Here is a 19,477-nt window from a genome sequence, read left to right on the forward strand (position 1 = left end):
AAGTATTGGAAGAAAAATATAATCAGGAATCAAATAGAGTAGAGCAAAAAGAACTTCGTTCCCAGAAAACAAAATTAAAAAAACAGCTGAAAGCCATTGAATCCGACTATCTCCCACGATTAAGAAAATACGAGGTCCAAAAAAGAATACTCGGTAATCGTAATAGCTTTTCGAAAACAGACTACGATGCCACGTTTATGAGAATGAAAGATGACCATATGAAAAACGGTCAATTAAAAGCAGGATATAACATACAATTAGCTACTCAAAATCAATTTATTGTAGGATATAAATTATTTCAGAAACCGGGAGATACTCGTTGTTTCCAACCGTTTATGGAAAAATTATTCAGATCCTTACCAAAAGTGCCTAAACAAGTCGTTGCGGATGCAGGTTATGCAAGTGAAGAAAACTATTTATATGCATTAGGTGAAGAAAAAGAGCCACGCTTTGAATTATTAGCTCCATATCATACGTATTTAAAGGAACAAACTAGAAAATATAAAAAGGATATTTCGAAAGTACAGAATTGGAAATATCTAGAGCAGGAAGATGCCTTTATCTGTCCTAACAACCGTAAGGTTTTATTTAAACGATATAGTAAACGGAAAAATGAATCAGGATATGAACAAGATTTTAAAATTTATGAATGCGAGGATTGTACAGGTTGTCCGTTGAGGTCATTATGTACAAAATCTAAAGGGAATCGTAAAGTTTATTGGAACCCTATTTACGAAGAAATAAAAGCAAAGACAAAAACAGCCCTTGATGACGAACAAAAAGCAACACTTTATGCCAAACGTAAAGTAGATGTCGAAAGTGTGTTCGGTCACATTAAGGGCAATTTGTCGTTCACTCGATTCCGGTTGCGTGGAATCGAAAAGGTTGAAACTGAATTTGGGATTGTGGCTTTAGCCCACAATCTCCTAAAATTTGTAGGTAATATCAAGCTATTTTCAGGAAAATGTAAAAAGAGCGAATTGAGAAACACAAGGATTTCTCAATTTCGCTCTTTTTTTGGGGACTTATTGGACAGCCCCTTGTATTTTAACGAAATTCGCTAAAACGAGTATTATTTTTATCTATTTCTTGCAATATAGTAAATTCTTGTTCCGTAATAGGATGAAACTTGTGAAAGTGATCATGTTTTTCAATTGGAAAACCAGTATGTTCTACTACTTCATCGAAGGAGCTATAAGGAAAGATTGAATAAAGTTGTAATTTCCCTTGGTTACCACGCTTAAAGATTGCCAAAGGTGTAATAACGTATGCTGTATTTCCTGCAGCCGTAATGACATCCAATTTGTCTACAAAAGAACGTTTGTCATGCGTTGTTTTCCAGAGAATTGCTCGTTTTACGGTTGGAAGAAGGGCTGCACTACCTGCTCCTCCGGGTAACCGTACTTTTGGATTGGCAAAAGATCCGATTGCGCTTAAGTTTATACGACCATACTGATCAATTTGTGCGCCACCTAAAAAAGCAACATCAAGTTCACCTCTCGCACTCAGATCAAAGATATCAGATAATAAGAATTCTGAAACTGCCCCTTCACCTAAATGGGCTCCTGCTGTCGAAGTATGTGAGAACTGTGATGGAACAGCGTCTACATAACCGGCAATACTTAAATATACGGCATTTTTTGCGTGTAGTTTCTTGGCAAGTTGAATAGCTACCGCTGGTATAGGTGAGGCGACTCCATGGAATACGCGTTCTCCATCTTGTATAATTCGTGCCATGGCAACCGTCATATAGTCTGCGGGTTCAACGGTTATGACATTAGACATGGGAAACAGCCACCTTTCTTTCTAGATATTTTTTGGGGTTTTTTAAATAACTGTGAACTTCATGATCATCGATTGTGTAAAGTGGCGCACAACTACCTGGAGCAGCCCCTTTTTCAGCGTGTACGACTCTTTCAACAAGGAAACCTGGTATTTGTGGTTTCTCCTTCCAGTCTGTCGAAGAAATCACTTTTTCTGTTGTAATGATGGTGCGCCGTGCAGCTTTAACCATGATCAAATCTTCATAAACGGATCCATCTATATAGGCATTTCCTTTTTCATCCGCTATATTCGTATGAATAATTGTAACATCTGGTTTTAGTGCTGCGACGACAGCGGTTTTTTTATTAGTAAATGGACAAGATATCCATTTAATAAGTCCAGTTAATTCTGGTAAACTACTTCCATCAAAACCGTTAATCGGTTGAAAAGAAACACCATAAATACTTGCACGTAATGCGGCAATTACACTAGCACATGCATGTTCATAAACAGTAATTTCCCCATTTTGAACCCCTTTTCGGTAATTTTGCGCAAGTCCAAGCATTTCAAAGCCGATATAACCCGCATAAACAGAACGGATTGATTTTGATAAGGCAAGTAAATCCACATCTAAAGCACCCGCTGTCTTAATTAATGAGAGATCTTTTTTCTCTTGGCGAATTAACTCAAGAACAAACGCAATCGGGGAGCGGTGTAGTGCATTTCCCCCTAAAGCAAGTAAAGCACCATTCTCAATGGATTGTACGGCATCTTGTATGGAGGATAGTTTTGACATTCACATCATCCTTTCAATTATTTAGTCGAGTGTCTTGACAGTATAGATTTACTTGTCAATGTGTAACTAGGTAAGGACAATTCCGTCACGATCTAATTCTCGTAAAGTATGTAATTCTTCGTTGTTCGGTTCTTTGACATAGCGCCAGTTGTCACTGATATCAATTGGAAAACTGCTGTTTTCATGTACGTCATCAATGGTTTTTCCTGTAAAGAGCTCCAATAAGGTCATTCGTTTTGTTTCTGGATGAAACCCATATACACCAATTTGTGTAATAACACGATATGGTCCTGTATTGGCAGGCAGACCTCGTTTTTCCCGTTCTCCAGGACCGGAAAAGTAGCCAGGACTTGTTAAAAAGTCTAGTTTTTTTACAAATTTTTGCCGATCTTGACGCATAATGATAATATTTTTTTCACAGAAAGATGCAATATCTGCTCCACCTCCCGAACCAGGGAGACGCACTTTCGGTTGTTCCCAATCACCAATTACCGTCGTATTTAAATTTCCATATACATCAATTTGAGCACCACCTAAAAATCCGTATTGAATCCAACCCGCTTGAGCTAAACTCATTACATAATCCATAGAGCCGACGATGATTCCATTTTCGTAAGTTAGAGATTCGCTTACTTGGATTGGTAAACGACCAGTCGGTTTACCACCAACACCGCCACCTTCGTAAACAAGTAAAAGATCAGGCGAATGGGTTTTTAATGCTAGGACAGAAGCCAATAATGGCATTCCAGTCCCAACATAAACTGCTCCTTCTTTAGGTAATAAGCGGGAAGCTGCAATGATCATTTTTTCGATATCTGTAGCCATTATTCTCCTCTCCTTTTCGCAACCTTTGGATAGTTTACAAGTTTCTTTTCGATTTTTTCCAACTCGTGAAGCACATGGATACCACCAATTTTTTCTAAGTAGTCATAAAAATCGTTACTTGAATAAACATATTCTTCTAGATATGCTTGTGTGGTTTCCTCACGAACTGATGCATCTAACCATTCTTGCCAATGGGCCTCATCAAAGCTGTAAAGACCTGGGACTTGGTTTGGATGGGATCCATAAGGAACTTCCACTACGGCATCCACAGTAAAGTATGGAATTTTTGTTTGAGCAGGGTCTTTTTCAATGACCTCGTCAGGTACGATTTCTTCTGTCGTTATAATGACGAATTTTGCTGCATGAGCAATTTCCACATCTTCAGCTATATTGCCATCTATTTGACAATTCCCGAAGCGGTCTGCTCGATGGACGTGAATAATTGCAACATCTGGGTAGCATGCGGGTAATAATTCAATTGGTTCTTCTGTAAAAGGGTCGATAATCGTTTTAGAGCCACTATAGGCTAAAGTGTCCGTACCAAGTGAAGAACGGGTTGGGTAAAAAGGTAGTCCTTTAGCTGCTGCAGTGAATCTCCACTGAAATGCTGCATTCGTCGTTTCTGATAAGACTTTTAGTCGTCCTGACTCTACTGCTCGTCTGGCAGGTAGTGATAGTCCACGTACTTCATCAGCAAAACCATAGGACACTTCAGCTTTTGTTATGTTTCCACTAGCAGCAAGAAGTTGCCAGTCATGTTGAGAACCTTTTGTCCCGATCGTGAGATTTCCTATTCTTTGACGAATAATTTCATGGACGGCTGCCATCGGATTTCGAACAGACCCCATCCCACCAAAAACAATATAATCATTTGCTTTTACACCACGTTGAATGGCCTCTTTAAGGGTCGTTCTTTTATCTTTTTTCACCATCGATTTATGGTTTTTACGATATTCTCTCATTTTATCGGGATGTTGCCACCCATATAGATACGTTTCCTTTGTTGGAATGCTCATACTTTTTCCTCCTTCTATTTTTTACTAGCTGCTTTGGCTAATTTGTCTCCTATAAATTGAATGAGTTGGACAAGAATAATTAATATGATGACTGTGATGATCATAACGTCATTTTGGAAACGATAATATCCAAAACGGATGGCGAGGTCGCCAATGCCACCGCCTCCTACGATTCCTGCCATAGCAGAATAGCTTAATAGACTAATGATCGTTACCGTAAGACCCGCAATCATTCCTGGTTTTGCTTCTGGCAGAAGAACATCCTTAATAATTAACCATGGGGAGGCACCACATGATTCAGAGGCTTTAATGACTCCGCGATCAATTTCTCTTAAAGAAGCTTCCACTAAGCGAGCATAAAAGGGGATGGCAGCAACCGTTAAGGATACACTAGCTGCTGTCGGTCCCATTGATGTACCAAGAATAAGCTTGGTAACAGGTATGAGAACAACTAACAAAATAATAAAGGGGATGGAACGAATAATATTGACAATTGTGCCTGCTACTTGCTGGACAAATTTATTTTCAAAAAACATACCTTCCCTTGTTACAAAAAGCATGACGCCAAGGGGGACACCGATAATAATGGCAAAAATTACAGCGATGGACATCATCCAAGAAGTTTCAATAAATGCTTTTCCAAATTCGTTAAGTAAATCAGGCGACATCGGCCAACACCTCCAATTGTTTAGTACGTTCGGATATAAAGCGAATGGCAGCATCAATATCTGATTTTTTTCCAATGGCCTCGATAATAAGAGTGCCGAGAGGTTTGTCGTTTATATAGGAAATTTGCCCATGAAGAATGTTAATCATAATCGGATAATGAGCTAATGTTTCTGATATGATTGGATTTTCTGCTGAATCACCTCTAAAAGTGATTTTGACAATGGTTCCTTTCCGTTCTTGTAATAGCCGATCTGGTAATGTAAAGGATTGTACGGATTGAACAAATTCTTTTGTTAAAGGATGTTTAGGCGCAGAAAAAATATCATAAACAGCACCAAGTTCTACGATTTCCCCAGCTTCCATAACTGCCACTCGATCACATATTTTTTGAACAACCTCCATTTCATGGGTTATGATCACGATTGTGAGCCCTAGGTTACGATTAATTTCTTTTAATAAATGTAAAATGGAGTCGGTCGTGGTTGGATCTAAGGCGGAAGTTGCTTCGTCACAGAGTAATACTTTTGGATCGTTGGCTAGTGCACGTGCAATACCGACCCTTTGTTTTTGTCCCCCCGATAATTGGGCAGGATAATTATTTGCTTTATCTTGAAGACCAACCAATTTCAAAAGCTTGGGTACCTTAAAGTGAATTTCCTCTTTTGATTTGCCAGCTGCTTTTAAAGAAAAGGCGACATTATCGAAAACGGTTTTAGCACTAATTAAGTGAAAATGTTGGAAAATCGTACCAATTTTTTGTCTCCTTTTCCGAATTTCCTTTTCGGATAATACAGTAATATCTTCTTCATCGACAATAATCTTTCCCTCCGTCGGTTTCTCTAATAAATTAAGGCAGTTGAGTAAAGTGCTTTTTCCCGCACCGCTATAGCCAATAATTCCAAAAATCTCCCCTTGGTTAATGGTTAAATTAATGTTTCTAATGGCAGTCGTGTTTTTATACCGTTTAGTAAGATGTTGAATTTGAATCATTGTCCTTCCTCCATTTCGTGTTGATATGGTGGTTTAACATAACCTTTTGAATTCTCGTTTGTATAGTGTAAAAATTCTTTGGATTTGTAAGCTTCTTCTAAATCTTTAACAAACGTACTGTTCTTATCTTCTTTCCGGACTGTTAAATAGATAAGAAAGTCCTCTTGTGTTCGTTCTAAATCTACTGCTTCTTCAAGTTGTAACCCTGAATCTATGGCAAAATTGCCATTAATAAATGCATAGTCAGCATCACTTAACGAACGAGGTGTTTGAGCAGCTTCAATTGGTTTAAAGTTTAAATCAAATTTGTTCTCCAAAATATCTTTTTCAGAGGCCGTGAGGGGATTAACCGATTGATCAATCGAAATCCAACCATAATGTTCTGCCATATGAAGCGCTCGAGCTAAGTTAGTAGGATCGTTTGGTAAAGTAATGGTCATCCCTTTATCAATATCATTTAAAGAGGTATGTTTATCAGAATAAAGGGCCATTGGTGCTGTCGGAACAGCAAAAACAGGCACTAAATCCATACCATTTTCTTCGTTAAAGTTTTTTAAATAGTTGCGATTTTGATAGAGATTTGCATCTATTTCTCCTTCATTTAGCGCAATATTTGGCTGGATATAATCGTTAAACTCGACAATGTCTACCTTGTAGCCCTTTTCTTCAAGTAGTGGAACGATCCCTTCCTTTAGTTGATCACTATAAGGACCAGCAGTTGCTCCTAAAACGAGTTTTTTCTCGTCGTTTGTGGATGTTGAAGTACATCCAGCAAGAATGATCATGAATCCGATTAAAAGAAGTGTAAAAAGTCCCTTTTTCATTTGATTTCCCCCTTTTATCTTTTAAATAAAAAGACCTCTCGAATTCACACATAGGTAAGCGATGTGTGGGAATTCAAGAGGCTTCCGGTTGTCCGGTCAGCTTTATAGTATCGAATATGTTGAATAAGAATTATAAAAGCACCCCCTATTTGATCTCTTAATGATTAAGCAGCAAATCTAAACAGAGAATCGTTGCTTTTCAATACGATTAATTTGTACGATTTTGCCATTATGAATGGTAATATGAAGTTCACCAAAAGCTAAATTTTCGATTGCTTGTTTGATTAATTCATATTTTTTATTTTCAGAGTCTTTTTTTTCTGCCATTTTTCCATCTCCTTTTTTTAAAAATGTAAAAAGTGCGGCTTCTTGGTATAAGAGGCCGCACGAAAGTATCTAATTCGATCGTCTGCAAACCTCTTATATTTCAGATCAATATCTGCTGGAATTGGCACCGTTTGATTTGCATCAATGGTTGCCGAGGCTTCACTGGGCCAGTCCCTCCACCTCTCTTTATAAGAGTGTTCCACTTATTTAATTTTTAAATATAAAATTATTCTAAATAGTCGATCTATATTTGTCAACTAGAATTGTGAAAATTTATTTTTATTTTTGACTGGTTAAATGACAGTTCATACTAATGTATTTAGAATGAAGGAGAACTTATAAAAGAGGCAATCACAATCGATTTTCAATCTTCAAACATCAAGTATATAAAGATGAATATAATTATGTAATAACGATGAAAACTCCAACCAATTTGGAGGTGTCAAAATGGCAAGAATCCCATATCGGAGTAAAGATGTTGATTTAATGGCAAGGATGATGCGAGCTGAAGCTGAAGGCGAAGGAAAGCAAGGGATGTTATATGTTGGTAATGTTATTGTGAATCGTGTTGTAGCGGATTGTACAGATTTTAATGAATTAAGGTCTGTAGAGGATGTGATTTTCCATGTGCAAGGTGGAAATTATTCCTTTGAAGCGGTACAAAAAGGGAATTTATTTTATCAACCAGCAAGGGAAGCAGAAAGAAGATTGGCAAGACTGAATTTGAAATATTGGCGCGATCACCCAGCCAAATATGCACTTTGGTATTTTAATCCATACGGGCCTTGTCCACCACAATGGTATAGTCAACCTTTTACCGGGCAATATAAAGCTCATTGTTTTTATGAACCTTCACCAGGAACATGTGATAGTGTTTATACATGATTAATAATTTGAAATCTACAATGATTACTGTGCAATTGCGCGTGAAGCAATTGCACAATTTTTCTTGTTTCAAAAAGAGGTCAAATCGATGACTTAAAATCAAATCACTTCAAAATTTTACAAAATATACAAATCTCATTCATTGTCAAGCTCATATTTGTGATAAAATTAACTTGATTAGACAAATAGGTCGATAGTCAATTAGAGTTATCCTTGATATACATTTTGATTATTAATTGCATACAACGAAAGGCAAGGTGTTAATGTGTGGTAAATCAACATGCCCCTTCTGAAAAGGAAAATATTGAACGGTTAATTACAATTCCGGAAGATATAAAAAAAGTGATCTCGGGAAAAAAATCTGCAACGAGAAGAATGAAAAGATTTGCTGATGTTGGTGAAGTGATGATCCTAGAAGGTCAAAAATTTGTCATTGAAAAAGTGTATCAACAAGCCCTCGGGGATATTACCGATGAAGATGCGAAAAAAGAAGGTTATGAGAGTTTTGAGTCCTATAAGGAGTCAATTTTATCGATCCATCCAGGTATGCCATGGATACCTACGTTAAAAGTGTGGGTACATGAATTTTCACCAATTGAAAAAGCTTAAATTCGAAAGATGAGTGCAATTTATAAATATGAATTGCGCTCATTTTTTATTTTTGGGTCAACCCTATGTTTCTTTGCAACCGCAACAGACGACATTTCTATTCCTCAAATATTTTGTTTCTATTATATTCCAGTATGTTCGATTTATAAGATGGTAAAATGACGATGATGAAAAAATGATTCTTTTTTACTAGATTTAAAGGACGAATAGAAGTCGCTTTTTGTCATTTTGTGTAATAAAATCCGATATGTAGGTAGTTTGTTAGGGAAATATGGAATAGGATAAACGATCGACTAAGTCGAATCGTTAAAGGAAAAAATCTAGTTGCAAAGTGTGTTGATTGTTATAAGGAAATAACTTTTTCAGTAACCGTACTATTCATATATCGTAATAACACTGTAATGGATAATTTTATGAGTTCCTACATTCAATGTGTAAACGATATAAGGAATATTGAAATGTTAAGGGGGATTTTCAATTGAAAAAACGATTTAAAAATGTGTTCAATTTAAAAATAAAATTAATTTTATCATTTTCTATTATTCTATTATTACCGGCGATTATTATTGGAACTTCATCATATATTGTTGCTAAAGATACAGTTGAAGAAAAAATAATTGATGGAATTAATGAAAGTACAGAACTTTTAAATAGTACGATAACGAAAACGATTGAATCAAGAATTGAGAATCTTAATTTTCTATCCAAAAATGTCACCTCCGACCTTTATGAAAATGAACGGCAAAACGAGTTAATGGATATGTTTCGTTTTTACGGACAGGTGCTTCCTGAAGAGGTGGAACTAACATATATAGGTACATCTTCGGGTTTATTTGTCCAGTATCCTGATGCTGAAATGGATGCTGACTATGATCCTAGAAAGCGGCATTGGTATAAAAATGCTATGGCTAATAAAGGAGAAGTTATTATTAGTGAACCTTATATTTCAGCAACGACAGGTAACATGGTTGTGACCTTATCGCAAACAACACCAGATCATTCCGGGGTAGTTGCTATTGATATTACTCTAACTTACCTACAAAGTTTAGCTGAACAGGTCGAAATTGGTGAAAGTGGTTTTGCATTTTTATTAGATAATAAAGGAAAAGTCATATACCATCCAGAATTAGAAGGAGGCAGTGAAGTTAAAGAAGAATTTTTTAAGGAAATGTTTGGTAAAGGTTATGGCGTCATCAATTATAAACAAAATGGAGAAGATAAAATAATGAGTTTCGTCACGAATGATACGACGAACTGGAAAATAGGGGGTCAATTACGATATTCTGAGGTTACCGATACGGCCAATCCAATTTTAATGCGAACTGTGTTGGTTGTTGCATTATTTGTCGTTGTCGGAGGAGTACTGATTTACTTTCTTATCCAATCGATTATCCGTCCAATAAAAAAACTCGGCGATAAAGCGATTCATATAAGCAAAGGGAATTTGTCCGAACCAATCGAAGATGTGTCAAATGATGAAATTGGTCAATTATCGAAAGCAATGCGGACAATGCAAGAAATGTTGAGAAGTATGATCGCCAATATTTTACATGCTTCAGAAAAAGTTTCTCATCATAGCGAGGAACTGACCCAATCTTCTAATGAAGTTAGCCAAGGTACAGAGCAAATTTCAATAACGATGGAAGAGTTAGCAGCTGGTGCAGAGGAACAGGCAAATAAAACAAGCGAAATCTCTTCTAATGTTGAAATTTTTACGAATCGTTTAGAGGAAGCAAACGAGTATGGTGAAGGTATTCAACAATCATCAAAAGATATGTTGAAGATTACGGAAGAAGGCAGTCAATTAATGGATGATTCGGCAGAACAAATGAAAAAAATTAATTATGTTTTTAAAGAAACTGTTCAAAAGGTTGAAGGCTTAGCCAAAAAATCCCAAGATATTTCTAAATTGGTAGTCGTTATTAAAGATATTGCCGATCAAACAAATTTACTTGCCCTAAATGCAGCTATTGAAGCAGCTAGAGCTGGTGAACATGGAAAAGGATTTGCTGTAGTTGCAGATGAAGTAAGAAAACTAGCTGAGCAAGTAGCGAATTCTATTGCTGATATTTCCAATATTGTAAGTAACATACAATCTGAGGCGGCCGGTGTAGCAGATTCCCTTCATAATGGATATCAAGAAGTTGAACAAGGTGTAAATAAAATTCAACTTACGGAAGAAAAGTTCAGCATGATTCGTGATTTAATCAGTCAAGAAGTAAACACAATTGTAAATATTTCAAAAATATTAGAGGAATTGACAATAAAAGGACAACAAATGAATGGCTCTATACAAGAAATTGCTGCGCTTACGGAACAATCAGCTGCAGGAATTGAGGAAACAGCTGCAGCTAGTGAACAATCGAACTCATCCATTAAAGAAGTATCTGCAAGCGCAGAGGAGTTGTCTCGTTTGGCAGAGGAACTAATACAAACTGTTCGTAAATTTAAAATCGATTAATGATGGTTGAAAATAACGATATGGGAAGATACTACTTCATATATTATTAATGGAACGAGAATGGTTGAAAATACTGGAATTGCTGGTGTAGCACCGACAGCTTCACTAACGGTGAATGAAACGCCGGTAGCAGGTTTTGTTGTTGCTCCTGGTGAAGCGAGATCCATAACGATGGACGATATTAATTCGATCGCGTTGACTGGTACTGGAGGTACTGCATCAGCTAATATAAAGATATCCTTTTCTTTAAATTATAAATTTTAATTTAGAAAAAATTTCGGGATGCTATTCATCCCGAATTACATATTTAAGTATTATTATGGAAGGATGTATGAAGTAAAAACTCTCAGTTGTGTAAACGTTTCTTTTTTGGGCTTCGATTACATAAAAGGAATAGCAACATAAAAATATAGATCAAACTGGATTGATTTATGATGAGTAAATGGAGTGAGCAAAGTTTAAAACGAATAGCAAATGCAAACGTGCTTCAATCAGCAATACCCATTTATTTATATACTTGTAATGGTAAATTATTTTACGCTCATGGCGATGTTAACAACCATGTATTTAAATCGCCTTTTTTTATAGTAGAATCTGTTGATGAGAAAAATCATTCAGCGATTCTTCATATTTTATTACCTTATCCATTGTTTGTATTAGAAAACGACCGAATCCATTCTTTACAGAAATTTTTACGTACGGGTAAATTTATAAAAGTCGATTTACATTGTTTCTGTGGCTTTTCTCACATACCAATCCCTGTTTATGATGGTATAATCGTAGCTGATTTAATTAAAGATACCATTTGCATTCCTTATACGATGAGAAAAAAAGATACACCTATAATTTTATGGATGACGAACGAAAAGAATGTAATGAATTCTGCAACGATTAGTTTAGATATTACGACTAAAAGTGAGGGAGAATTAATGTTAAATATTTTTACGAAAGAAGGGGGAGTAATCTCAAAGGCTTCGGCAGGAGAATCTAAGTCAATTACTGTCTCGAATATAATCCAAATTGAATTAGAAACTACAATGGAGTCTGTCACAGGCACATTAGAAATCCAACTTAACAGAAAACAAGAAAGAAAAATTACCTTCGTTTAAACCATGTATTTAACAAAAATATTGAAAACGGTTGCTCAAAAAAGAGATTTTGAGAATGGCGAGCTAGGGAATATCATTTTTAATTTTTAATCGTACAATGACAATCTATTATTATAATCCGTTCATATGATGTAATGATCCCTTAAGAAATAAAGAAAAAAGATTTCGATTTGTATAAATATGAATATTTTTAATTGTGTTATTATTTAAAATATATTATTCTTTTAAAGAATAACTATACAAAAAAGGAGTGGAGCGTTTTGAAAGCGCTAACAGTATTTTTTAATCGTCTTGTTCAACGGTTTCTACCAGATGCTTTTATTTTTGCTATTCTTTTAACGATTATTGTATTTTTCTTAGGGCTCTTGTTTACAGAAAGTGGTCCAATTGAAATGGTTTCTTATTGGGGGACAGGCTTTTGGGATTTACTTGCCTTTACGATGCAAATGGCACTTGTTGTCATTACAGGATATGTTTTAGCGAATGCACCTGTGATTAAGAACTTTCTGGCTAGAATTAGTAGACTAGCAAAAACACCAGCACAAGCTGTTATGCTTGTTACTTTTGTAGCCACTATTGCCTGTTTAATCAACTATGGATTTGGATTAGTAGTAGGAGCCTTATTTGCTGTGCATGTTGCGAGGCAAGTACCAGCCGCTGATTTTCGAATACTTGTGGCGGGAGCATATAGTGGAATGTTAGTTTGGCATGGTGGATTTTCCGGTTCGATTCCCTTAACTGTAGCAACACCGGGACACTTTTTAGAAGAAGAGATGGGAGTCATTCCTATTACAGAAACTCTCTTCAGTCCAACAAATATTTTTATTGTTCTAACTTTAGTCCTTACATTACCAATTTTTAATCGGTATTTGATGAAAACTACCAATACAATGGACCTCGATCGTTCACGTTGGGTGATCCCAGATGAGTCAGTTGCTACGCTAGAAGAAACAGCACCTACCACGCCTGCAGAAAAACTTGAAAACAGTGTAATCGTTTCAATGTTAATCGGAATTATGGGATTGTTCTTTATCGGTTATTATTTTATTCTTAATGGATTTGATTTAAATATTAATATTGTAAACTTTACTATTTTATTCTTTGGAATTATTCTTCATAAAACTCCAAAAAAATTTTTAGAAACAGTATCAAATGGTGTAAAAAACGCAGGTGGCATTATTATTCAATTTCCGTTTTATGCAGGGATTATGGGGATGGTTACTTTATCAGGTCTTTCTGAACAAATTGCTTTATGGTTTTTAACCTTTGCTAATGAATATACACTACCATTTTTTTCCTTTTTGAGTGGTGGCTTCATTAATGTGTTTGTACCATCCGGTGGCGGCCAATGGGCTGTTCAAGGACCGATTATGATTGAAGCTGCGATGTCACTTGATGCTGATTTAGCAAAAACTGCAATGGGAGTAGCATGGGGAGATGCTTGGACCAATATGATTCAACCATTTTGGGCGTTGCCAGTTTTAGCTATTGCTGGGTTACATATTCGTGATATTATGGGATATTGTGTCATGATTTTATTATTTAGCTTTATTCCGATTACAATCGGTTTCTTTTTGTTTTAAACTTTAGGGGCAATCCAAGGTCATCATTGGACTAGAGGATGGCCCATGATTATTCGTTTAAGAGGCTATACAAAGTATGTACCTATGTATTTATAATTTAGGAGATTCGCTGTTTGCAGTGTCTTCTAATCGCTTTTTTATTGACCTTTTCTTTTTGGTAGCAATTATAATGCCTGTTATGATGAGTAAGGAACCACTTAAAATGCCGGGTGTTAATTTTTCACCTAGGAGTAAACTTGAAAATAACAAACCAAACACAGGAACGAGCAATGTTGAGATGGTTGCAGTAGCTATATCAATTTTACTTATAATGATAAACCAAACGGTAAAGCAAAGGGCAGATGCAAAGATACCTGTGAAAAGAATATAATAAATACTTTCCAAGTTAAAAATGATCGGTTCTCCCCATTCGTTTTGAATAGTGAACAAAATGATGATCACCGTCCCAAAGAACATTTGAATAGTAGATACTTGGATTTGAGGGAGTTCTATTAAATGTATTCGATAATAAATATTGGCAAATGCCCAACAAATAGCCGCACTGATAATAAGCAATTCACCAATAATGACATTTAGGTCACTTATCATGAACAGGTCCCAACCGACAATGAATATTAATCCAATCAATCCGAGTAGAAGCCCTACGAATTTTGGCAAATTTAATTTTTCTCCTAAAAACTTTACCGCCAAAAAACTGCTCCAAATTGGCATTGAATAGAGAAGAACAGAAGATTTCCCGGCATCCACAAATTTCATAGCAAACATAACCAGTAAAAAAACGGCAGCCGTTTGTAAAAGACCATTGATAAATAAATGTTTCCAATATTTTTTATCAGGGAAACCAATTTTAAATATAAAAAGGATAATAAACATAGTAATTGTTCCAGTTCCAAAACGAAACGAGGAATATGTAAAAGGTCCCATGAAATTTAAGGATGCTTTCATCATTACCCAAGCATAACCCCAAATTAAAGTGATGGTAAATATTAATACCCATAGAAATGCTTTACGCTGGATAAATCTCTTTTGTTTTCTCAAGATATCACCCTTTGTTTTTTAAAAATTATTTATATTCAAATATTTTATCAAAAAACTCATCTTATTTAAGTAAAATAGTTTCGGATCTTTGTTTTCATTTGAAGGATTTTGAAGCTAACTGTCAAATATATTTCGATTAGGGAGTGTTGTACTGGAAGATTAGGAGGGAAAAAAATTAAGCGATTTAAATATTATATATTTACTGTCCTTGGTGCTTCATGTTGGGGGTTAATCGGACTCTTTGTTGCTCCGTTATATGAGCGAGGTTTTACGGCATGGGATGTCGTTGCTATTCGCGGAATTTTTACATTTGCTTTTTTAATTTTATTCATGATCTTATTCCAACGTGAACAGTTACGAACGAGATTAAAAGATCATCTTTTTTTTGCAGGAACTGGAATTTTAAGTATGGCACTTTTTAATTACTTCTATTTTGAAACATTTTCACGTTCGAATTTATCGATTGCTGTAACGCTTTTATATACAGGTCCATTATTTGTAACGATTTTAGCTCGAATCTTTTTTAAAGAACCTTTAACAATGAGGAAGGGTACGGCACTCTTTTTTGCCATTATAGGTTGTGCTTTTGTTGTTGGTTTACTGCCTTTCAATCAAACGAGTATATCCATAACTGTCGTTTTAATTGGGATATTATCGGGATTTTGTTATGCACTTTACAGCATTCTTAGTAAACCGTTAACGAAACGATATTCATCTCTAACGATCACAACTTTCACATTTTTATATACAAGTGTTTTTATGTTGTTGACAAGTGACTTACCAAAAAAAGCCAATCTATTTATTCATCTAGATGTTTGGATTTGGTCATTATTGTTAGCACTAGTTGCAACATTTGCTGCGTATGTTTTGTATACTACTGGATTAAAATACTTAGAAACTAGTAAAGCATCGATTTTAGCAACTATCGAACCTATTGTAGCTGTTGTAACAGGTGTCCTATTTTTGGAAGATCATTTATTTGGTTGGCAAGTGTTAGGGATTGTTTTTGTTTTATATTCAGCCATTCTCGTTGCAGGTGAAAGGAGTAGGAAAAGTAAACAGGTTATCCAGTATGTTGATGACATACAGAAATAAAGAAGGAATACAAGGGTGATTAACACATGCCACAAAAAAACGGAAGCTATAAAAAGCTTCCGTTAACAAGCCCAAATCAAAGGGTGGTATGACTTGGATAACTTGCTGAAGAGTTAGGTATTGTTTTAAAACAATTAAAAGGTTTAAAAGTCTGAACAAGGATGGAATGATTTCAAAAATGGCCAAGAATCTTCTCGTATATTGGCGGACAACCTAAAGAAGAGTTAAAAAAGTGGTTTAACGAGAATATATTGATTGAAGAAGAAAAGAGTAATATAAGATAAATCATTAACAGAGGCTAGGTGATAATTAACATACAAATGGAATTAGATCTAGAGGGAAAGCATTCAACCCAAAAATCAGCAAAAGAAACTTGTGTTCCAGCCTTATAATAATAACTAAACAATGATGATTTTAGATATAGAGATGTTTGTTCCTAAAATCACGTTGCGCGTTTACTAAATTCGAGAACGCTGTAATTCTTGTCACTAAACGATTTCCCATCCCCATCCTTAAAGATTTAAAGTTTATTTTTTCATAAACTGTATAACACTATGTCTGTCGTTGTCTATGTCAATTTTTCTCTACTTGCGATCTTAAGACATCATAATCCTTATCATTTTCATACCATTCCTGATCATTTTTATTTTCGGGATCGAGAATAATATGACCATGTTCATTAATATTCGCTTTTTTCACTTTAAATTTGGTGCGTTTGTGAACTTTGCTTAATTCAGACATAAGTTCCTCAATTGACATATTTTCATAATCGTTTTTTTTGTTGGACATACATATACCCCCTTATTAATTAATTTATTTTGTGCTTGCTAATAGGAGCCAAAACAAAAGGGAAATATTATATCGATTACATATATTTAATCATGTCAAGGATAAGGAAAACAAGGGTTATCTAACACCCATTTTCTTTTATGTGATCTCCTTTCTTATTTGATATCATTGAAATTTAAATTAGAAGAACGGAGTCCAATGAAAGAATAAACCTCCCAAAAATTTGATTTAAGATGTCTTAATAACGTAGGATGTGATTTTTTTTATTTTTGCTTTTTTTCCAAACCCTGCAAAGTTATATACATCACAAAAATCGATTCGATCTTTATTTTTTAAAATAAAGGTCCCGTTTAAGGAAGCTGTATTGCCGTGGGTAATGATATTATGAATCAATAAGTGTGTAATTGAAGATTCTTTTAATTGGTTTAAAGTTTGTTCGTATTCTTTTATTCCCTTAATGTGTTTTTTGCCAACAATCTCCCAAACAATCTCATCATGAATACAGTTTATACAAAAATGAATGTCTTTTTTGGCAAGCGCGATCGTAAAATCCTTAAGAAGCAGCTTTTTCGGTGCATTTCCGCAATCCTCTTGACATTCGACAGTTAAATCTGATTGAGACATGATACCACTCCTTTTTCCGCAATCTTTTTTGTTATTATTACAAATTCAATCCGTTCGATCAAGCTCCACTTAAAACTATAAAAATACTGGCCGTAAGTCCATATCAGTAAGTATAATTTTCTATAGTTGTGCAACTCTCTATATAAAAGAAACCATGTTATGATTGGAAGATTTTCCAATTAATATTATGTAAAAAAATATTGTATTAGTAACTGTAATTTGCTATAATTGTGTTCCTTATTTAGAAATGGAGGTTTTTATCTTGACAGCATCAATTAGACTACGTTTTGGAGTATATAATCTTAATTAAATACGTTTTACGTGCTCTGTTTATATCAGGGTAATATTGAATTGGTCTGTCTATTTTAAAGAAAACCTAAATGTACGGTGATTGAAAAGAGGGATAAATTCTGCCCTCTTTTTTGCTGTCTTTAAAATATGAGACCGATTATACAATTTTAAAAAATCACATATGGAGAGAGTTGTTGATGGATGAATACGATGAATAATCAAAAGGAGAATTGGTTACGAAATATTATTCTATTTTTAAGTAGCCAGACGATCTCACTTTTTGGATCATCTCTAGTTCAATATGCGATGATGTGGCATATTACGCTAACAACAGAATCTGGATTTATGATGACGTTGTATATTATTTGTGGTTTTATTCCAACCTTTATTTTGTCCCCAGTTGCAGGAGTTTGGGCTGATCGATATAACCGTAAGATGTTAATTATCATGGCAGATGCACTAATTGCGGTGGCAACATTTATTCTAGCGATTTTATTTTTACTTGGATATCACGCAATTTGGCTATTCTTTGTAATGGCAGCAGTACGTGCGTTTGGATCTGGAATTCAAATGCCAGCAGTCGGTGCTATTTTACCGCAAATTGTTCCGCAAGATAAACTGACTAAGGTTAACGGTGTAAATGGAAGTATCCAAGCTATAACAATGTTTGTTTCTCCAATGGTTAGTGCAGCCCTATTAGGTTTCACATCAATTGAAGTCATATTCTTTATTGATGTGATTACAGCAGCTATTGCCATTTTTACACTTTTATTCTTCTTGAAAGTATCAGTGCATAAGAAGGCTGCAGAAAAACAAAAAGCTGGCTACTTTAGTGACTTTATACAAGGGTTACGATATGTAAACAATCATGTTTTTCTTAAGAAGTTCTTCATTTTCTTTGCTATCTTTTTTGTATTGATGGCACCAGCAGCGTTCCTAACGCCATTACAGGTTACACGGAGTTTTGGGGACGACTATTGGCGATTATCTGCGATTGAGATTGCCTTTTCTGTTGGTATGATGGCAGGCGGTGGTATCATTGCGTCTTGGGGTGGATTCCATAATAAAGTGAAAACAATGTCCTTTGCAAGTATTATAATGGGGATTTGTACATTTGCCCTTGGGATCGTCCCGCTATTTTGGATTTATTTAGTTTTTATGGCTATCTTCGGTATTGCGATGCCAATTTTCAGTACACCAGGAACCGTTTTATTGCAAGAAAAAATCGAGGAAGAGTATTTAGGAAGAGTTTTTGGTGTAATGGGAATGATTTCAACGTCAATGATGCCTTTTGGAATGTTAATATTTGGGCCAATAGCAGACTTTGTAAAAATTGAATGGCTTTTATTAGGAACAGGAATATTCATCATGATCTTAGCCATTTCCTTAGGAAAAAATAAAGACTTAATTGTAGCGGGAGAACCTACATTGAAAGAACCATAATAATGTGGGAAAGAGGGACTTGTGAACAGAAAGTCTTTGGGATGTAAGACAAAAGGAACAAATTGTGTGTATGGCAATGAAAAACGTGCATGTATAGGAGTGAATGCGATATTTTCATCCTCTGTGGAGGTAAGTCATTATGGTAACTGGGTCTTAAATTTAAAAATACATTATGCACATCCAAAATGAAAAAAACCTATTGATTGAATCAATAGGTTCAGCTTGTAGACAAAGTCCCTAACTAGTGGCCAAATCTACAGGCTTTTTTTGTATAATAGGGATAGAATTCTTGGTTAACGGGGGAAATTTAGGATGTTATCGAAGCGTACAGACAATAAT

The 19,477-nt window shown here is 35.2% G+C and carries 20 protein-coding genes and 1 riboswitch; of the genes, 9 read left to right on the forward strand and 11 right to left on the reverse strand.

The genetic code is table 11. The features are described from left to right. Window positions 1–1,064 (forward strand): transposase (locus OEV82_RS13815; protein WP_263062212.1); only part of this gene is annotated, 1,064 nt, incomplete at its 5' end. Here the strand turns inward: OEV82_RS13815 and OEV82_RS13820 are convergent. From OEV82_RS13820 to OEV82_RS13855, 8 genes are all read right to left on the reverse strand, one after another. Continuing rightward, window positions 1,048–1,785 (reverse strand): CoA-transferase subunit beta, encoded by a 738-nt coding sequence (locus tag OEV82_RS13820; RefSeq protein ID WP_173662034.1) that lies wholly within the window; start codon window positions 1,783–1,785, stop codon window positions 1,048–1,050. The two genes, OEV82_RS13815 and OEV82_RS13820, sit on opposite strands and share 17 nt — an antisense overlap. Beyond that, window positions 1,778–2,560, reverse strand: coding sequence for a CoA transferase subunit A (locus tag OEV82_RS13825; protein ID WP_263062213.1), 783 nt, complete (start codon window positions 2,558–2,560; stop codon window positions 1,778–1,780). The genes OEV82_RS13820 and OEV82_RS13825 overlap by 8 nt, the downstream gene beginning before the upstream one ends. 66 nt (window positions 2,561–2,626) lie before the next feature. Then, window positions 2,627–3,385 carry a CoA-transferase subunit beta gene (locus OEV82_RS13830; RefSeq protein WP_263062214.1) on the reverse strand — a complete coding sequence of 253 codons (759 nt, stop codon included), beginning with the start codon at window positions 3,383–3,385 and terminating at the stop codon, window positions 2,627–2,629. After that, window positions 3,385–4,401 carry a CoA transferase subunit A gene (locus OEV82_RS13835; RefSeq protein ID WP_263062215.1) on the reverse strand — a complete coding sequence of 339 codons (1,017 nt, stop codon included), beginning with the start codon at window positions 4,399–4,401 and terminating at the stop codon, window positions 3,385–3,387. Before OEV82_RS13835 ends, OEV82_RS13830 begins: the two co-directional genes overlap by 1 nt. A gap of 14 nt (window positions 4,402–4,415) precedes the next feature. Then, window positions 4,416–5,069, reverse strand: coding sequence for a methionine ABC transporter permease (locus tag OEV82_RS13840; RefSeq protein ID WP_263062216.1), 654 nt, complete (start codon window positions 5,067–5,069; stop codon window positions 4,416–4,418). Then, a complete protein-coding gene (locus OEV82_RS13845) occupies window positions 5,059–6,060 on the reverse strand; it encodes a methionine ABC transporter ATP-binding protein (protein WP_263062217.1) in 1,002 nt (333 codons plus the stop codon). The genes OEV82_RS13840 and OEV82_RS13845 overlap by 11 nt, the downstream gene beginning before the upstream one ends. After that, a complete protein-coding gene (locus tag OEV82_RS13850; RefSeq protein ID WP_173661531.1) occupies window positions 6,057–6,884 on the reverse strand; it encodes a MetQ/NlpA family ABC transporter substrate-binding protein in 828 nt (275 codons plus the stop codon). The genes OEV82_RS13845 and OEV82_RS13850 overlap by 4 nt, the downstream gene beginning before the upstream one ends. Before the next feature lie 177 nt (window positions 6,885–7,061). After that, window positions 7,062–7,211 (reverse strand): YezD family protein, encoded by a 150-nt coding sequence (locus OEV82_RS13855; RefSeq protein ID WP_263062218.1) that lies wholly within the window; start codon window positions 7,209–7,211, stop codon window positions 7,062–7,064. A 90-nt stretch (window positions 7,212–7,301) separates the two neighbouring features. Further along, a riboswitch (SAM riboswitch) is annotated at window positions 7,302–7,406 on the reverse strand. A 252-nt stretch (window positions 7,407–7,658) separates the two neighbouring features. Between OEV82_RS13855 and OEV82_RS13860 the strand changes: the two genes are divergently transcribed. From OEV82_RS13860 to OEV82_RS13885, 6 genes are all read left to right on the forward strand, one after another. Then, window positions 7,659–8,096 (forward strand): cell wall hydrolase, encoded by a 438-nt coding sequence (locus OEV82_RS13860; RefSeq protein WP_173658054.1) that lies wholly within the window; start codon window positions 7,659–7,661, stop codon window positions 8,094–8,096. Between the two features lie 267 nt (window positions 8,097–8,363). Continuing rightward, on the forward strand, window positions 8,364–8,705 hold the full coding sequence (locus OEV82_RS13865) for an ASCH domain-containing protein (protein WP_173658053.1): 342 nt from the start codon (window positions 8,364–8,366) through the stop codon (window positions 8,703–8,705). A 478-nt stretch (window positions 8,706–9,183) separates the two neighbouring features. Next, window positions 9,184–11,166 carry a methyl-accepting chemotaxis protein gene (locus OEV82_RS13870; protein ID WP_263062219.1) on the forward strand — a complete coding sequence of 661 codons (1,983 nt, stop codon included), beginning with the start codon at window positions 9,184–9,186 and terminating at the stop codon, window positions 11,164–11,166. Between the two features lie 6 nt (window positions 11,167–11,172). Beyond that, complete coding sequence (locus tag OEV82_RS13875; protein WP_263062220.1) at window positions 11,173–11,430, forward strand: DUF3992 domain-containing protein; 258 nt, start codon at window positions 11,173–11,175, stop codon at window positions 11,428–11,430. Between the two features lie 170 nt (window positions 11,431–11,600). Then, window positions 11,601–12,275, forward strand: a complete 675-nt coding sequence (locus tag OEV82_RS13880; protein WP_263062221.1) for a CotZ-related putative spore coat protein — start codon at window positions 11,601–11,603, stop codon at window positions 12,273–12,275. Window positions 12,276–12,535: 260 nt separating this feature from the next. Next, window positions 12,536–13,858, forward strand: a complete 1,323-nt coding sequence (locus OEV82_RS13885) for a short-chain fatty acid transporter (RefSeq protein WP_263062222.1) — start codon at window positions 12,536–12,538, stop codon at window positions 13,856–13,858. Window positions 13,859–13,948: 90 nt separating this feature from the next. Here OEV82_RS13885 and OEV82_RS13890 read toward each other — a convergent pair whose 3' ends face one another. Next, complete coding sequence (locus tag OEV82_RS13890) at window positions 13,949–14,896, reverse strand: DMT family transporter (protein ID WP_263062223.1); 948 nt, start codon at window positions 14,894–14,896, stop codon at window positions 13,949–13,951. A 108-nt stretch (window positions 14,897–15,004) separates the two neighbouring features. Here OEV82_RS13890 and OEV82_RS13895 point away from each other — a divergent pair, with 108 nt between their 5' ends. Beyond that, entirely contained in the window at window positions 15,005–15,991 is a 987-nt protein-coding gene (locus OEV82_RS13895; protein ID WP_263062224.1) for a DMT family transporter, read from the forward strand. Between the two features lie 573 nt (window positions 15,992–16,564). Here the strand turns inward: OEV82_RS13895 and OEV82_RS13900 are convergent. Continuing rightward, window positions 16,565–16,780, reverse strand: a complete 216-nt coding sequence (locus tag OEV82_RS13900; RefSeq protein WP_263062225.1) for a hypothetical protein — start codon at window positions 16,778–16,780, stop codon at window positions 16,565–16,567. A 228-nt stretch (window positions 16,781–17,008) separates the two neighbouring features. After that, window positions 17,009–17,404 (reverse strand): nuclear transport factor 2-like protein, encoded by a 396-nt coding sequence (locus OEV82_RS13905; protein WP_173662249.1) that lies wholly within the window; start codon window positions 17,402–17,404, stop codon window positions 17,009–17,011. Between the two features lie 492 nt (window positions 17,405–17,896). Between OEV82_RS13905 and OEV82_RS13910 the strand changes: the two genes are divergently transcribed. Continuing rightward, complete coding sequence (locus tag OEV82_RS13910; protein WP_263062226.1) at window positions 17,897–19,138, forward strand: MFS transporter; 1,242 nt, start codon at window positions 17,897–17,899, stop codon at window positions 19,136–19,138. Window positions 19,139–19,477: the final 339 nt, after the last annotated feature.

It is taken from the genome of Pallidibacillus thermolactis (genome assembly GCF_025660415.1).
Lineage (GTDB): Bacteria > Bacillota > Bacilli > Bacillales > Caldibacillaceae > Pallidibacillus > Pallidibacillus thermolactis.

Coding starts and splice junctions, on each gene's coding strand:
- OEV82_RS13830 (WP_263062214.1), bottom strand. CDS start 3,385: ATGGCTACAGATATCGAAAAAATGATCATTGCAGCTTCCCGCTTATTA.
- OEV82_RS13845 (WP_263062217.1), bottom strand. CDS start 6,060: ATGATTCAAATTCAACATCTTACTAAACGGTATAAAAACACGACTGCC.
- OEV82_RS13835 (WP_263062215.1), bottom strand. CDS start 4,401: ATGAGCATTCCAACAAAGGAAACGTATCTATATGGGTGGCAACATCCC.
- OEV82_RS13850 (WP_173661531.1), bottom strand. CDS start 6,884: ATGAAAAAGGGACTTTTTACACTTCTTTTAATCGGATTCATGATCATT.
- OEV82_RS13910 (WP_263062226.1), top strand. CDS start 17,897: ATGAATACGATGAATAATCAAAAGGAGAATTGGTTACGAAATATTATT.
- OEV82_RS13840 (WP_263062216.1), bottom strand. CDS start 5,069: ATGTCGCCTGATTTACTTAACGAATTTGGAAAAGCATTTATTGAAACT.
- OEV82_RS13860 (WP_173658054.1), top strand. CDS start 7,659: ATGGCAAGAATCCCATATCGGAGTAAAGATGTTGATTTAATGGCAAGG.
- OEV82_RS13855 (WP_263062218.1), bottom strand. CDS start 7,211: ATGGCAGAAAAAAAAGACTCTGAAAATAAAAAATATGAATTAATCAAA.
- OEV82_RS13900 (WP_263062225.1), bottom strand. CDS start 16,780: ATGTCCAACAAAAAAAACGATTATGAAAATATGTCAATTGAGGAACTT.
- OEV82_RS13820 (WP_173662034.1), bottom strand. CDS start 1,785: ATGTCTAATGTCATAACCGTTGAACCCGCAGACTATATGACGGTTGCC.
- OEV82_RS13825 (WP_263062213.1), bottom strand. CDS start 2,560: ATGTCAAAACTATCCTCCATACAAGATGCCGTACAATCCATTGAGAAT.
- OEV82_RS13880 (WP_263062221.1), top strand. CDS start 11,601: ATGAGTAAATGGAGTGAGCAAAGTTTAAAACGAATAGCAAATGCAAAC.
- OEV82_RS13905 (WP_173662249.1), bottom strand. CDS start 17,404: ATGTCTCAATCAGATTTAACTGTCGAATGTCAAGAGGATTGCGGAAAT.